General features: G+C 67.9%; 10 protein-coding genes and 3 pseudogenes. 7 read left to right on the top strand and 6 right to left on the bottom strand.

Annotated elements, in window-relative coordinates; all coding sequences use genetic code 11:
* Nucleotides 1-73 precede the first annotated feature (73 nt).
* The 4 genes from BM362_RS20300 to BM362_RS20285 are packed head-to-tail and all read left to right on the top strand — an operon-like array spanning nt 74 to nt 2384.
* Nucleotides 74-388, top strand: coding sequence for a hypothetical protein (locus BM362_RS20300; protein ID WP_067592841.1), 315 nt, complete (start codon nt 74-76; stop codon nt 386-388).
* Nucleotides 385-1497: a C40 family peptidase gene (locus BM362_RS20295; RefSeq protein ID WP_093574183.1), complete on the top strand. Its 1113-nt coding sequence runs from the start codon at nt 385-387 to the stop codon at nt 1495-1497. Before BM362_RS20300 ends, BM362_RS20295 begins: the two co-directional genes overlap by 4 nt.
* Nucleotides 1498-1878 (top strand): hypothetical protein, encoded by a 381-nt coding sequence (locus BM362_RS20290; protein ID WP_093574182.1) that lies wholly within the window; start codon nt 1498-1500, stop codon nt 1876-1878.
* Nucleotides 1875-2384, top strand: coding sequence for a YbaB/EbfC family nucleoid-associated protein (locus BM362_RS20285; protein ID WP_067592835.1), 510 nt, complete (start codon nt 1875-1877; stop codon nt 2382-2384). The genes BM362_RS20290 and BM362_RS20285 overlap by 4 nt, the downstream gene beginning before the upstream one ends.
* 640 nt (nt 2385-3024) lie before the next feature.
* Here BM362_RS20285 and BM362_RS50615 read toward each other — a convergent pair.
* From BM362_RS50615 to BM362_RS50905, 4 genes and pseudogenes are all read right to left on the bottom strand, one after another.
* A pseudogene (locus BM362_RS50615) lies at nt 3025-5106 on the bottom strand (DNA gyrase subunit A); the annotation flags it as partial.
* 390 nt (nt 5107-5496) lie between these two features.
* A pseudogene (locus tag BM362_RS50610) lies at nt 5497-6387 on the bottom strand (LAGLIDADG family homing endonuclease); the annotation flags it as partial.
* 3 nt (nt 6388-6390) lie between these two features.
* Nucleotides 6391-6801 (bottom strand): annotated as a pseudogene (locus BM362_RS50605) (DNA gyrase subunit A); the annotation flags it as partial.
* Nucleotides 6802-6833: 32 nt separating this feature from the next.
* Entirely contained in the window at nt 6834-10262 is a 3429-nt protein-coding gene (locus BM362_RS50905; RefSeq protein WP_093574232.1) for an ATP-binding protein, read from the bottom strand.
* A gap of 241 nt (nt 10263-10503) precedes the next feature.
* Between BM362_RS50905 and BM362_RS20270 the strand changes: the two genes are divergently transcribed.
* Both BM362_RS20270 and BM362_RS20265 read left to right on the top strand, forming a co-directional pair.
* Nucleotides 10504-11598, top strand: coding sequence for an LLM class flavin-dependent oxidoreductase (locus BM362_RS20270; RefSeq protein WP_067591795.1), 1095 nt, complete (start codon nt 10504-10506; stop codon nt 11596-11598).
* 30 nt (nt 11599-11628) lie between these two features.
* Nucleotides 11629-12234: an FMN reductase gene (locus tag BM362_RS20265; protein WP_093574180.1), complete on the top strand. Its 606-nt coding sequence runs from the start codon at nt 11629-11631 to the stop codon at nt 12232-12234.
* Here the strand turns inward: BM362_RS20265 and BM362_RS20260 are convergent.
* Nucleotides 12228-12854, bottom strand: coding sequence for a class I SAM-dependent methyltransferase (locus tag BM362_RS20260; RefSeq protein WP_067591789.1), 627 nt, complete (start codon nt 12852-12854; stop codon nt 12228-12230). The two genes, BM362_RS20265 and BM362_RS20260, sit on opposite strands and share 7 nt — an antisense overlap.
* A gap of 1 nt (nt 12855) precedes the next feature.
* Nucleotides 12856-13512, bottom strand: coding sequence for a GNAT family N-acetyltransferase (locus BM362_RS20255; RefSeq protein ID WP_244287216.1), 657 nt, complete (start codon nt 13510-13512; stop codon nt 12856-12858).
* Nucleotides 13513-13621: 109 nt separating this feature from the next.
* On the opposite strand from BM362_RS20255, the gene BM362_RS20250 reads away from it, so the two are divergent.
* Nucleotides 13622-14038: a PGPGW domain-containing protein gene (locus BM362_RS20250; RefSeq protein ID WP_093574178.1), complete on the top strand. Its 417-nt coding sequence runs from the start codon at nt 13622-13624 to the stop codon at nt 14036-14038.
* Nucleotides 14039-14160 lie beyond the last annotated feature (122 nt).

Genomic DNA, 14160 nt, shown 5'->3' with positions numbered 1-14160 from the left:
TCCGGTCAATTCGCCTGTCCGGGCACAACCCGTCCGCTAACCTGGGCCGCAGGGTTCAGGGGAGGGGCGGGTTGTGTCCGGTTTTCATGTCGACGACGGCGCGTACGAGAACTACGCGAAGCAGGTCGACCCACTCGGCGACGAGGTGCGTTCCGCGGCGAAAGCGCACCTCGGCCCGCATGTGACGCTGTCCGGCGACGGGTTCTCCGCGATCGGGGACGAATCCGGGTTCGCCGGCGCGTACGGCGCGCGCATGCGGGCGTTGCAGGAACGGATGCACGCCCTCGGCGGCGGCTGGCACGACGTCGGCGAGGCCGCTCGGCGCACGCAGGGCAACTACGCCGCAGTGGAGCAGGAACACGGCGACGCGATGCGCAGGCTTTCGTGAACGCCCCGGTCGACCATCTGGTCCGCAACGGGCTGGACACCACCAATCAGTTCGCCGCGAAGCTGAAGCACGATCCGTCGGCGATCAACGGCGCGCGCGACGGGCATGTCGCGCTGCAGACGTCCGTCGGCCACGCCAATCAGCACGCGGGCACTCAGCGGGTGAATCTGGCGCAGGCCAGCTCCGGGGCGACCTCGGAGCGCGCGGTCCAGACGTCGAAGGATCTGGAGAAGGAAGTCCAGGACCTTCTCGACGAGAGCGCGGAAATCGAGCGGGCGGTCGCGGACGCGGCGGAGACGCTGCACGTCGGCGAGATCCGCAATGACCAGGTGCGGGACCAGATCCTGCGGGAGATCGCGTCTTCGATGAAGGCGCTGGCCGCGGTCAACGGGATTCAGCCGCCGGAGAGCCGGGCGGCCGCGGCGCGGCAGATTCTGGTGCAGCTGCAGACGAAGATCGGGCAGCTGACCGGGCAGGCGGCCACGTTCACCGAGGAGACGCTCGGGAAGCTGACCGGGCTGGGACAGCGGCTCGGCGGGTCGGAATCGACCTCCGCGAGCAGCGCGACAACGTCGGTGCCGCAGGCGTTCAACAACAACGGCGCACACGCCAGCCACGGTGGTGGCGGGGGCGGCGAGAGCGGCGGCGGTGGAGGCGGCGGGTATGCCGGGAAGCCGCGATTGCCGGTGGCCGTTCCGCCGCAGCCGGGCAGCGGGGTCGGGATCAACCTGCCGGGCGGGAAAACCGTGATGGCACCGAACGAAACCGCGGCCAAAGCGGTTCGGGCGGCGTTGTCTCAGCTGGGCGTGCCGTACGTGTGGGGCGGGACCGCGCGCGGGCAGGGGCTCGACTGCAGCGGGCTGACCATGACGTCCTACCAGGACGCTGGGCTGCAGTTGCCGCGGACGGCCAAGCAGCAGACTGTCGGGGCCGAGGTGCCTTCACTTGACCAGTTGCTGCCCGGGGATCTGGTGGTGTGGTCCGGGCACGTCGCGATGGTGATCGGCGACGGGCAGATGGTCGAGGCCGGGGATCCGGTGCAGATCAGCAAGATCCGGACGACCAACGCCGGACAGCAGTTCATCGGGTTTTACCGGCCTACGGGGTGAGTGGTGGCTGAATTCGATCTGGATCGCGCCGTGGCGCGGGTGATGGAGGAGGCCTCCCGGACCGGGGAGGCGGCTGCCGCCCGGTTCGAGCGGGCTGGGCCGGTGGTCGGGAAGGCTGCTGCTGGCGGGGTTTCCGTCGAGGTCGCGCCTGGGGGATTGCTGACTGGGTTGACGTTGACGCGGGCTGCGTTGCGTGGTGGGTCGGAGGCGGTGGCTTCGCAGATCTTGGAGTTGTCGCGGCGGGCTGAGCGGCGGGCCGGGGATCGGATGCATCAGGTCTTGTCGCCGGTTTTGGGGGCGGAGGCCGTGGCTGCGCTGGGGTATGCGGCGTTGACTGAGGATGATCCCGATTTTTACGACGAAGAGCCGGTGGTGTTGTGAAGACTCGGGAGCTTATCGAACTGGCTCGGTCTCGCGAGGCCGCGGTGGGCCAGGTCGCCTCGTTGATGGCGGAGGCGCGGGGGTCGGCTCATGCCTTGGACGGGTCGGTTGAGGTGACGGTGGATGCGTTGGGGGCGTTGAAGCGGTTGTGGCTCGCGCCTTCGCTGGTATCGGCGGATCCGTCCCGGGTTTCGGCTTTGGTGCTTGAGGCCGTGCGGGTGGCGATGGCTGAGGCTGAGCAGGATTGTTACAACCGGGTGGGGTTGCTGCTGGGGGAGGAGGCTGGATTGCTGGTGGAGGCGTTGTCTGGGCGGGCGGCTCCGGCTCGTTCTTCGGATGACGACCCTGGGATGACGGTGGAGGAGTTTCAGCGGTTGCGGGGGGAGAGGCTGGGGGAGAGGCGGTTTCCTGCTCCCGCTCCTGTTTCTGTTGAGTCCACTGTGGATTCCGCTGCTGCGGAGGAGTGGGAGGGGTTTGATCCGGCGTCGTTGCGGTCGGATCGGTGATGGGTGCTGCTTCGGTGGCTGGCCTGGTTTCTTCTTCGGTGGCTGGCCGGTTTTCCGAAGAGGGCTGACGCCCCCTTCGGGGGTGGTGGTTGCGTGGGGCACCCCGAAGTTGAGTGTGACTACGGCGCGGGGGTGCTTGTCAAGGCGGGAAAGATGCCTTGACAAGCACCCCCGCGCCGTGTTTTTGGCTTCGTATCGGGGTTGGGGGTGGTGTGGGTGCGTCGGTGGTGTGGGTGCGTCGGTGGTGTGGGTGCGTCGGTGGTGTGGGTGCGTCGGTGGTGTGGGTGCGTCGGTGGTGGGGTGCGTCGGTGCCTCGGTGCCTCGGTGCCTCGGTGCCTCGGTGCCTCGGTGCCTCGGTGCCTCGGTGCGGCTGGGCGGTGGGGTGCGTCGGTGCGGTCGGTGGTGGGCCCAGCGAGGTTCTCGAATCGATAGCGCGGTCTGCGGCGGTGCTTGCCGAGGTGAGTTGGGTGCTGGCTCGTCGGCGGGGCATCCCGCGCACTAGTGCTCAGTGGGCGTTCGGTGCGTCTGGCGCGCCCCAATACCGCATTGGGCCGGGCCGGGTGCGGCGGCTGGGTGCGTGAGGGGAACCCTGAGGGAATCAGAGTTCCTCAGGGTTCCCCTCACGGACGGCGGGGCTGTGCTAGCCGCGTTCGATGAGGTGGCCTACTACTTCTGGGCCTGGGTGGGCGTGGCCTGAGCCGTCTCGGCGGAGGTCGATTTCCGGGAGTTCCACGGGGTCGCCGGTGCGGCTCGCGCCTGCTGGGCGGGGGCCTACCCAGGCGACCTGGACTTCGGTCTCGCCCTTGAGGAAGCGGTGGGTTCGCACGCCGCCGGTGGCTCGGCCTTTGGCCGGGTATTCGCTGAAGGGCGTGACCTTGACGCTCTGGCCCGTTGCGGTCACGACCATCGGTTCGCCGTGTTCTTCGTCGTCGGTGCGGATGGCGCCGAAGAAGACCGCGGTGGCGTTCGCGGACAGTTTCACGCCTGCCATGCCACCGCTCTTGGCGCCTTGGGGGCGGATCAGGCTTGCGGCGAAGCGCAGCAGGGACGAGTCCGACGAGATGAACGCCAGGGTTTCGTTCCCGTCGGTCAGCCAGGTCGCGCCGACGACCTCGTCGCCGGCCTTGAGGCTGATGACTTCGAACTCGTCCGAGCGCACTGGCCAGTCGGGGGCGCACACCTTCACTACGCCGCCGCGTGTGCCGATGGCCAAGCCTGGCGAGTTGCCTGCTTGTTCGCCCAGCGGGGCGATGCCTACGACGCGTTCCCCCTTTTCCAGCGGTACCAGCTCTTTTGCTGCCATGCCGCCGCGCAAGGAGACAGTGCCTGCTTGTTCCGGGAGCACTGGCAGAGGCAGCACGTCTGTCTTGAACGCGCGGCCTCGGCTGGTTACCAGCAGCACCTGGCCGCGCGCGGTGGTGTGTACGACGGCTGACACGGCATCGTGTTTTACGCGGCCGTTTCGGCGGCGGACTTCCGACGCCTCTTCGGATTCCGCTGCGGTGCGGGCGACCAGACCGGTGGCCGACAGGATCACCTGGCACGGGTCGTCCGCGACTTCCAGCGGGCCGGAAGGCTTCGACGCGGCCAGGACTTCCTTCAAGTCGCCGTCGATGAGGCGGGTGCGGCGTTCGGTGGGGAAGTCCTTGGCGATCTTCGCCAGTTCCGTCGACACGAGCTTCTTCAGGACCGTCTCGTCCTCGAGGATCGTGGTCAGCTCGGCGATTTCCGCACGCAGCTTGTCCTGCTCGTTTTCCAGTTCCAGTCGGTCGTACTTCGTGAGGCGGCGCAGCGGAGTGTCCAGGATGTAGGTCGCCTGGATCTCGGACAGCTTGAACTTCGTCATCAGGCCGTCCTTCGCGGCGGCCGCGTTTTCGCTCTCGCGGATCAGCCGGATGACCTTGTCGATGTTCAGCAGCGCGACCAGCAGACCGTCGACCAGGTGCAGGCGCTCTTCGCGCTTGCGGCGGCGGTAGCGCGTGCGCCGCGTGACGACCTCGTAGCGGTGCTTCAGGAACACTTCCAGCAGCGCCTTCAGGCCGAGCGTCCGCGGCTGTCCGTCGACGAGCACCAGGTTGTTGATGCCGAACGACTGCTCCAGCGGCGTGAGGCGGTACAGATCCGCCAGCAGCGCCTGCGGGTTGACGCCCACCTTGCACTCGATGACGAGCCGGGTGCCGTTCTCGCGGTCGGTGAGGTCCTTGACGTCCGCGATTCCGGTGAGCCGCTTGGACTTGTTGACCTCGTCGGTGATCTTCTCGATCACCTTCTCCGGGCCGACGCCGTACGGCAGCTCGGTGACCGTGATGGCCTGCCTGCCGCGGCTGCCCTCCAGCGGGCCGGTCTCGACATTCGCGCGCATCCGGACCACGCCGCGGCCGGTTTCGTAGGCCTTGCGGACCTCGTCCAGTCCCAGCAGGCTGCCACCGGTGGGCAGGTCGGGGCCGGGGACGTACTCCATCAGCTTGTCGAGCGTGGCGTTCGGATGGTTGATCAGCCACCGCGCGGCGCCGATGACTTCGCCGAGGTTGTGCGGGATCATGTTGGTCGCCATGCCGACCGCGATCCCGGACGTGCCGTTGACCAGCAGGTTCGGGTACGCGGCTGGCAGCACCGATGGCTCTTCGAGCGAACCGTCGTAGTTCGGCCGGAAGTCGACGGTGTCCTCGCCGAGTTCGCCGACGAGCAGCATCGCTTCGTTCGACATCCGGGCTTCGGTGTTGTGATTGACGAAACCGCCGGCCAGGAATGAGTGGTCCTCGGTAGTCACCCGCACCGAGTAGACCTCAGCGGGTTCCGCGGCAGTGGCGTCGACGACCTCTTCGAACCGGTAGCCAGAATCCATGATCGGCAGGATCGTCGCGAGGATCTCGGTGTCCTTGATCCGGTCGATGATCCGGAGCCGCTCGGTTTCCCACCGTTCGATCTGGTCGAAGTTGTGCTGGGTGAGCCATTTCCGGTCGCTGCCACGACGATCGAAGTCGAGTGCGCCGCGCACATAGTCGGCCACGAACGGCACCTTGTCCGAGCTGAGCCGGTGCGGCCGCACTACAGACTGCTGCAGGAGCTGCCGCACCTTCGCCTGCTTCGATTTGAGGAAGCCGACACGTTCAGCGAACGCGCGGACGTTGCGCAGCCCGGACACCACCAGGCGGTGCTCGATCGAACCGTTGGGCCGCGGGTACTGCCGGTGGGTGGCGATGACGCCGAACTCGGCGAGCATTTCCTGAAGCTGAGCGGCGAGCCGCGGGCTGTAGCTTGAGTACTGGACAGTGAAGCCGTCAACGGCGACGCGGCAACCGCCGTCTCCCTCGAACGCGGCCATCAGGAACGCGCGTTTCACGCCGGGGCCGGCGTTCCAGACGAACTCGGGGACGACCTTGTCCTCGGCCTGGTGGCCGATGAACTCGGCCAGCGGGCTGGCCCGGAAGGCGTCCATCGCTCCGGAACAGTCCTGGATGTCGAGTTCGCGGATCCGTTCGCGGTCTCGTCGCGTCGTGCGTTCCGACACGTAGCGCTTGCCACCGACCACCTGGTCGTAAGCGTGCAGGACCTCGCCGAAGAAATGCTCGTCGGTGTTGTTGAACCCGGCGCGGTTCTCGCTCGCGAAGCCTCCGGACACCCAAGCCCCGGCAAGGATGCCGAGGTTGTACTCGTGTGAGGTCGGGACCACCTGCGTCCATGCGTTGCGGGCGAGGCAGACGACGGTTCCCGGTTTGACCTCGTCGAGTTGCCGCCATTGGAACATCGGCACGCCCATCGGCGCTTCCAGGCACAGCACCGGGTGGTTTTCGCTGCCGCGGAGGGAAAAGCCGGACTTGGTCGTGATCTGGACGGTCGGGTGCACCCCGGAGTTGAAGACCTTGTCGACCTGGACCGCCTTGCCGTCCTTGTCGAGCACCTCGAAGTCGGCGTCGGCCTCGGAATCGGCGGGCAGGTTCACCACGTCGGCGATGCGCGGGCTGGAGCCGTCGGCGAGGCGGATCCGGGTGTCGCCGGTCAGGCAGTACCGGCTCGCTGCCGGTCCGTCGTCCGGGCTGCCGAAGTTTCCGTGTCCGTCGATCAGCGGGGCGTTCATCGAGAAGTCCTGCGCCAGCCGGACCATCGCGTCGTAAATCGCCACGTCGCCGTGCGGATGGTACTTGCCCATGACATCGCCGACCACGCGCGACGACTTCACGTACGCGTGCGTCGGGCGGTAGCCGTTCTCGTTCATCGAGAACAGGATCCGGCGGTGCACCGGCTTCAGGCCGTCCCGTGCGTCCGGGAGGGCGCGCGAGTGGATCACCGAGTACGCGTACTCCAGGTACGAGTCTTCGATCTCCGTCTTCAGCGGGTTGTCGAAAACCTGTGCGCCCGGCGAGTCGAACGCGCTCGGGTCGACCCGGGTCACCGGGGTCTTGCTACGGCGAGCCATGGCTCACAACTCCTTGGGAACGAACGGAAAACTCAGACGTCGATGGCGTCGCGGTCGACGCGGTCGGACGATTCGACCAGCCAGTTGCGCCGCGGCTCGACCTTCTCGCCCATCAGCAGTTCCAGCGCCAGCTCCGCGGCCTCGACGTCCTGGAGCGTGATCCGCCGGACCGAGCGCGTCGCCGGGTTCATCGTGGTTTCCCACAGTTCGTCGGCGTCCATCTCGCCGAGGCCCTTGAACCGCGGCACCGGGGTGACGACCGTCTTGCCTGCCGCTTCGAGTTCGGCGACCTTCTGTTCCATCTCGCGCTGGGTGAAGGTGAAGATGGTCTCCGAACCGCGGCCCTTCGTGGTGATCTTGTGCAGCGGCGGCATGGCCGCGTACAGCCTGCCGTCCTCGATCACCGGGCGCATGTACTTCGCGAACAGCGTGATCAGCAGGGTGCGGATGTGCGAACCGTCGACATCCGCGTCCGCCATCAGGACCACGCGGCCGTAGCGCATCGTCGACAGGTCGAACGTGCGGCCGGTTCCCGCGCCGAGCACCTGCACGATCGACGCGATCTCGGCGTTCTTCAGCGTGTCGCCCAGCGACGCCTTCTGCACGTTGAGGATCTTGCCGCGCAACGGCAGCAGCGCCTGGTACTCCGACACTCGCGCCATCCGCGCGCTGTTGTGAACGAACACGCCGGATTCGAGGGCGAAGTTGTGATAACCATCGACGGTGAGGTCATAGACGTCTGCCGTCTCAGTGAGCGGTTCAACGCTGACAACGCTGTGGTTGGCGTTTTTCGCGGCCTCGCGAAGCCGGGTGTAGTCACCGTCGAAATGCGCGAGCAACCGTCCGAAGCGCAAGCCGGGCTTCGCGGTGGTCTTGCGGTGTGCGTCGTAGGCGGTGCCTAGTTCGGCGTCTGTGCAGGACAGCATTGCGGACAGACGCTTCAACGCCGCATTCCGCCGCCCGTCGTGCTGCCTGGCCACCCGCTCTGTGCGGGGAACGGACGCGACGTACTCGGCGCGACCTGCCTGAACCTTATCGAGATGTCCCGTCTCCGGAGCACTCATCCGCTCGGAGTGCTGCTCTCCGACCTCGGGATGCTCCTCGTGCCAGGCGACGACCGCGGCCCGCTGCCGTTCCCGTTCCCCAGGGCACGAGAACTGCTCGATCGTCTTCTGCGCGCGCCAAGACCGCAGCGATTCGTCCTGCCACTGCCGGGCGGACCGTTCGCTCCACTCCTCGCGCCGTCCCGGCTCAGCGAAGAACGCACGGACGCGTTCCGCGTAAGCCGCCTTCTCCTCGGCGTTGAGCCCGCCATACCAGGTTTGGAAACCTTCTTCGAGCCGCTTCCGGAAGTCCGGATCGTTGGTGAGCGCGGCCAGCCGGGCGAGACACGCCGTGCGGAAGGCCGGGTCCTCCCACTCGCGCGACAGCATCGCCGACTTGAATTCCAAGCCGCCTTCGGCCAGCCAGGCACGATAGCCCTCGTGGACGTGGTCTCCCATCATCGACGCGCGCGGGGCGGCGTGGTCTTCCCACGTCATGCGGCGGAGGTTGCGGGGATCGTTGTTCCGCTTGTTCACGTCGATGTGGTGCCGGACGTTGCCGTTCGCCGAGTCGTCGTGACCGTGCCGCAGGTTGTAGGCGTCCGCGAGGTAATGCGTGTACACCCACTCCGAGCGGTCGTTCATCCAGACGCGTTCGTAGCCGTTGAGCTTGTCTCCTCCGGCGGCGGACGAGACGGATCGGTAAAGCGGCATCAGAGAGTCGCCGGGCGCCAGGGCGTCCGCGCGTCGATACGACCCGTCCCGCAGCCGGAAGAGATGATCGGGAGTGCAGCGCACGGATTCGCCGTTGTCGATCGTGACGCGGACCAGTTCCGCGCCTTGCTTGGTCACTCGAGGCTCGACGAGCGGTGCGAGGACGACACGGCCGGCCTTGTTCGTGGTGTAGCCGAAGTGAGTGATGCCTGCTTTCCAGTCTTCGGCGAGCTCCGCGAAGGAGCGGCTGGCGCCTGAGGCAAGCGCTACTCGCGTGTCTCCGGTAAAGCAGCCGAGCGCGCTGTCGCCCTCCACCAGGAACAGTTCGCTGCGCGAGACGCCGGTGGTGCGGCAGTCGACCAGCTTCGGCGGCATCGCGGCGCCTTCCAGCGCGGTTTTGCGCCGGGCGGCGTCTTTCTGCTGTTTCTGGGTGAGCCGTACGCGCGCCGCGTCGACCACCTTCTGCAGCACGATCTTGGCCTCGGACTTGGTTTTCCGGTCCTCGGTCCAGGCACGCAGCTGCTTGTCGACGATGCCCTGGAGGACGCGCGTGATGCCCGCGGTCGACAGTTCGTCCTTGGTCTGCGAGGTGAACTGCGGTTCCGGCAGCCGGACGTGGATCACCGCGGTCATGCCTTCCAGCACGTCCTCGGTGGTCGGCGGGTCCTCCTTCGCCTTGAGCAGCCCGCGCGTTTTGCCGATCACGTCCTGCAGCGCCCGGGTGACCGCGCGGTCGAAGCCGCGCCGGTGCGTGCCGCCGTGCACGTTGCGGATCGTGTTGGTGAAGCACTCCACGGTGCGCTCGTAGCCGGTGCCCCAGCGCAGCGCGACCTCGACCTCGGCGTGTCGCTCCACATTGGACTGCATGACGCCGTTGGCGTCCGCCGCGTTCTCCTTGTACGTGCCCTCGCCGGTGATCATCAGCGTGCCGCAGACGGGTTTTTCGCTGTCCGGGGCGAGGAAGTCGACCATGTCCGCCAGCCCGTTCGGGAAGTGGAAGGTCTCCTCGTTGATGGTGTCCTCGAACGTGGTGCGCAGCACGTACGTGACGCCTGGCACGAGGAACGCGGTGTTGCGCAGCTTCGTGCGCACGCCCTCGACGTCCAGCGCCGCGCCGGTTTCGAAGTACCGCGCGTCGTACCAGTAGCGGATCGACGTGCCGCCGCGCTCGCCGCGCTTCATCTTGCCGACGAGGTTGAGCCCGGAGCGGCGGGTGAACTTCGCCTTCGGGCCGGGGCCGTCGAACACGCCGGGCACGCCGTGCGCGAACGACATCTGGTGCACCTTGCCGTCCTGCTTCACCGTGACGTCGAAGCGGTGCGACAGCGCGTTCACCGCCGAAGCGCCGACGCCGTGCAGGCCGCCGGACGTCTTGTACCCGGAGCCGCCGAACTTGCCGCCGGCGTGCAGCCGGGTCAGCACCAGTTCGACGCCGGAAAGGCCGGATTTGGCGTGGACGCCGGTGGGGATGCCGCGGCCGTCGTCGTCCACCTGGACGCTGCCGTCGGCGTGGAGCGTGACGACGATGCGCGTGGCGTGGCCTGCCACGCCCTCGTCGGTCGAGTTGTCGACGACCTCGGAGAAGAGGTGGTTGATGCCTCGGCTGTCGGTGGAGCCGATGTACATCCCGGGGCGCTTGCGGACCGCCTCAAGTCCTTCGAGGTGGGTCAGGTCGTCGGCCCCGTACAGAGTCTCAGCAGTCACGAGGTCGTTCTCCCGGATCGAGGCGTGCTGTTCGGTGGGCAAACAGGCGGCCGGAGCAGGGGCCCCGGGCCGTCACCGTACTGCAGGATATCCGCACCCCCTGACAGGAACTGGCCGCTGCGCCCCGGACGGCGTCCTGGAGCGTGTCCCAGGTCACCGGTATAGTCCCGTAGGAATACATCTTCCACGCGAGTAGTTGTGCCGACAAGCAAGGTAAGAGGCAACCGGCTAGGGAGCGGTCATGCAGTTCGGAATCTTCTCGGTGGGCGACGTCACGACCGACCCCACCACGGGCGTCACGCCCTCGGAGCACGAGCGCATCAAGGCGATGGTCAAGATCGCGCTCAAGGCCGAAGAGGTCGGTCTCGACGTCTTCGCTGTCGGAGAGCACCACAATCCGCCGTTCGCCGCGCCGGCGAACCCGACGGTGCTGCTTTCGAACATCGCGGCGCGGACGGAGAAGATCGTCCTCTCGACGTCGACCACCCTCATCACCACCAACGACCCGGTGCGGCTGGCCGAGGACTACGCCATGCTGCAGCACCTGGCCGACGGGCGGCTCGACCTGATGATGGGCCGCGGCAACACCGGCCCGGTCTACCCGTGGTTCGGCAAGGACATCCGCGAGGGCATCCCGCTGGCCGTCGAGAACTACGCGCTGCTGCACCAGCTCTGGCGCGAGGAGGTCGTCGACTGGCAGGGCAAGTTCCGCACCCCGCTGCAGGGCTTCACCTCGACGCCGCGCCCGCTCGACGGCGTGCCGCCGTTCGTGTGGCACGGTTCGATCCGCAGCCCGGAGATCGCCGAACAGGCCGCCTACTACGGCGACGGGTTCTTCGCGAACCACATCTTCTGGCCGACCTCGCACTTCCAGCAGCTGATCGCGTTCTACCGGCAGCGCTTCGAGCACTACGGGCACGGCAAAGCCGACCAGGCCGTCGTCGGGCTCGGCGGGCAGGCGTTCATCCGGCCGAAGTCGCAGGACGCGTGGAACGAGTTCCGGCCGTACTTCGACAACGCCCCGGTCTACGGGCACGGCCCGTCGCTGGAGGACTTCACCGACCAGACGCCGCTGACCGTCGGCAGCCCGCAGGAGGTCATCGACAAGACGCTGACCTTCCGCGAGCACTTCGGCGACTACCAGCGCCAGCTGTTCCTGATGGACCACGCCGGCCTGCCGCTGAAGACCGTGCTGGAGCAGCTCGACCTGCTCGGCGAAGAGGTGGTGCCGGTGCTGCGCGAGGAACTGGACGCGAAGCGCCCGGCGCACGTGCCGGACGCGCCCACGCACGAATCGCTCAAGGCGGCTCGCGAAGCCCAGTCCGTCACCGCTTGACCTGGGTTTCGCCGGATTAGTGGAGAGGTCATGACTGCACGCACCATTGCCGTGGTCACCGCGGGCTTGAGCCAGCCGTCGTCGACGCGGCTGCTGGCCGACCGGCTGGCCGAGGCCACCCGCGCCGCGCTGGTCGACGACGACGTGACGGTGAAGGTCTTCGAACTCCGCGACATCGCGGTGGACGTCACCAACAACATGCTCACCGGGTTCCCCAGCCCGCAGCTGCGGGAAGTGATCGACACCGTGACGCGTGCGGACGGCCTGATCGCCGTGACGCCGGTGTTCACCGCTTCCTGCAGCGGGCTGTTCAAATCGTTCTTCGACGTGCTGGACAAGGAAGCGCTCGACGGCAAGCCGGTGCTGCTCGCCGCGACGGGCGGTACGGAACGGCATTCGCTCGCGCTCGACTTCGCGCTGCGGCCGCTCTTCGCCTACCTTCGCGCGGCCATGGTCGCGACCGGTGTGTACGCGGCGTCGTCGGACTGGGGCAGCGTCGAGGCGACGGGTGCGTTGCAGCAGCGCGTGGAGCGGGCTGGCCGCGAGCTGGCGCAACTGGTCGCGGCGGCACCCGAGGCGAAGCCGGACGACGAGTACGCGTCGCTGTCGTTCGAGCAGTTGCTGGCTGGTCACTGACGGCGGCTCCTAGCGGTCAAGAGTGCCTGCGGCGCCGGGGTTTCGGGGTTGAGGAGCAGCTCGGCCTCGACGGCGAACCCGGCGTCGCGCAGCCACGTCGTCATGCGTTCTCGCGGGCGGCGGTGGACCTGGACCTGCATCGGGTGGCCGCCGTAGCCCTCGGTTTTGAGCCGGGTTTCGTCGCCGACCTGGAAGAGCAGGTGAAGTACTCCGTCCGGACGCAGTGCTTGACGGAAATTCGCGAGGACGGCCGGGAGCAGGTCGTCGGGCAGGTGGATGACCGACTGCCACGCCACGATCCCGGCCAGCGCCGCGGTCGGCAGCGGATCGGTCAGCGAACCGACCTCGAACCGCAGGGTTGGATAGTCCCGCCGGGCGACCGCGATCATGCCGGGGGAGAGGTCGATGCCGTACGCGGCTATGCCGAGGCTGTTGAGATGGGCGGTTATCTGGCCGGGGCCGCAGCCGACGTCGGCGACTGGGCCGTCGGCGACTTGTTCGGCGAACAACCGCAGTGCGGCAAGCAGATACGGCTGTTCGCCGAGCGCGTCGCGGACGAACGTGGCGTAGTCCTCCGCCACGGCGTCGTAGGACGTTCGGGTGTCGGTGAGCCATTCCATCTCAGCCTGCCGGGCTCTGGGCGATGAGGACGGTAGCGCGCGTGCTCCAGCCCAGCGCTGAGTACAGCTGGTGCCCGTCCGCGGTGGCCATGAGGATCCCGGTGGTCGCGCCACGCGCCACGGCGTTTTCCGCGAGCGAACTCATCACTACGCTGCCGAGACCGCGGCGGCGATGGTCCGGGACGGTTTCGATCCGGTCCGCGATCGCGTCAGTGCCGACCACGGCCACGGTTCCTCGCGCCGCGACGCCCGCATCGGGATGTCGCAGCACGGTTTCGCACACCGCCCCGTTCATGGTGGTCGCACCCGTGTAGGGCGGCGGGGCCGGACGCGGTGGGTGCCGGCGCAGCGGAATGGTCATGAGCGCTTCGCGCCCGTCCCGCAGCTTCAGCCCAGCCTCGCGCACGATCGCTTCGGCTTCTTCCGGCCGGTTTGCGGGCACGCTCAGCCAGGTCGGGCGTTCTGCTGCGGCGACCTCCTCGACGAGGCCGCGCAGGACGTCGGGTTCGGCCGACAACGCGATGACCTCGCGATGCCGATCCGGTTGTTCGAGCAGGACGCGCAGCCCGCCGCGGCTTTCTTCGGCGGGCCGGAATCCTCGGGACACGCCCCATCCCGCCTGCCAGCGGCGGATGAGGTCGGGCAGTGATTCGGCCACGCTGAGCAGCTAAGCACCCGGCACCGACAAAAACCGGCGGGTCCGCCGCCGGGGTCCAGTATGGACAGTCCGGCTGGCAGTACCGCGAGCCCGGCGGCACACTGACCTGATGGGATTGGGCAAGCCAGTGCGCCGGGTGCTCCTCTCGGTCGTCGGCGGGGTGCTGGTGATCGTCGGAGTCGTGCTGCTCGTGCTGCCGGGACCGGGGTTGCTGCTGGTGCTGGCCGGGCTGCTGGTGCTGGCCTCGGAGTTCCCGGCGCTGCAGCGATTTGTCGACCCGGTGCGGACGCGGGCGATGCAAGCCGCGGAGGAGAGCGTGTCCTCGCCGCTGCGGATCGCCGGTTCGGTGCTGGCCGGGCTGGCCCTGCTGGCCGCGGGAATCGTGTGGGGGACGGTGCGGTCGCTGCCGTTGAGCGGGTGGAGCACCGGGACCAGTCTGATTCTGTCCAGCTTGATTTTGTTCGCGTTGCTGATCTGGAGTTATCGGCGGGTGCGGGCGAAGCGGGAGGTCCCAGGCGAGGCTTAGATAGCCGCCACCGCCGACCATTGCGCGCCGCCGACGAGCAGCACGAGACGACCGTGCGGTCGGTGACGTGGTGGCTGTCCCGCTTTCCGCGTTCGCTCCGCGCACGATGACACCGCCATGGG

Source organism: Amycolatopsis rubida (assembly GCF_900115345.1).
GTDB lineage: Bacteria > Actinomycetota > Actinomycetes > Mycobacteriales > Pseudonocardiaceae > Amycolatopsis > Amycolatopsis rubida.
This window is presented reverse-complemented; position numbering and strand designations above follow the sequence as displayed.

Coding starts and splice junctions, on each gene's coding strand:
- BM362_RS20270 (WP_067591795.1), top strand. CDS start 10,504: ATGCAGTTCGGAATCTTCTCGGTGGGCGACGTCACGACCGACCCCACC.
- BM362_RS20265 (WP_093574180.1), top strand. CDS start 11,629: ATGACTGCACGCACCATTGCCGTGGTCACCGCGGGCTTGAGCCAGCCG.
- BM362_RS20260 (WP_067591789.1), bottom strand. CDS start 12,854: ATGGAATGGCTCACCGACACCCGAACGTCCTACGACGCCGTGGCGGAG.
- BM362_RS20250 (WP_093574178.1), top strand. CDS start 13,622: ATGGGATTGGGCAAGCCAGTGCGCCGGGTGCTCCTCTCGGTCGTCGGC.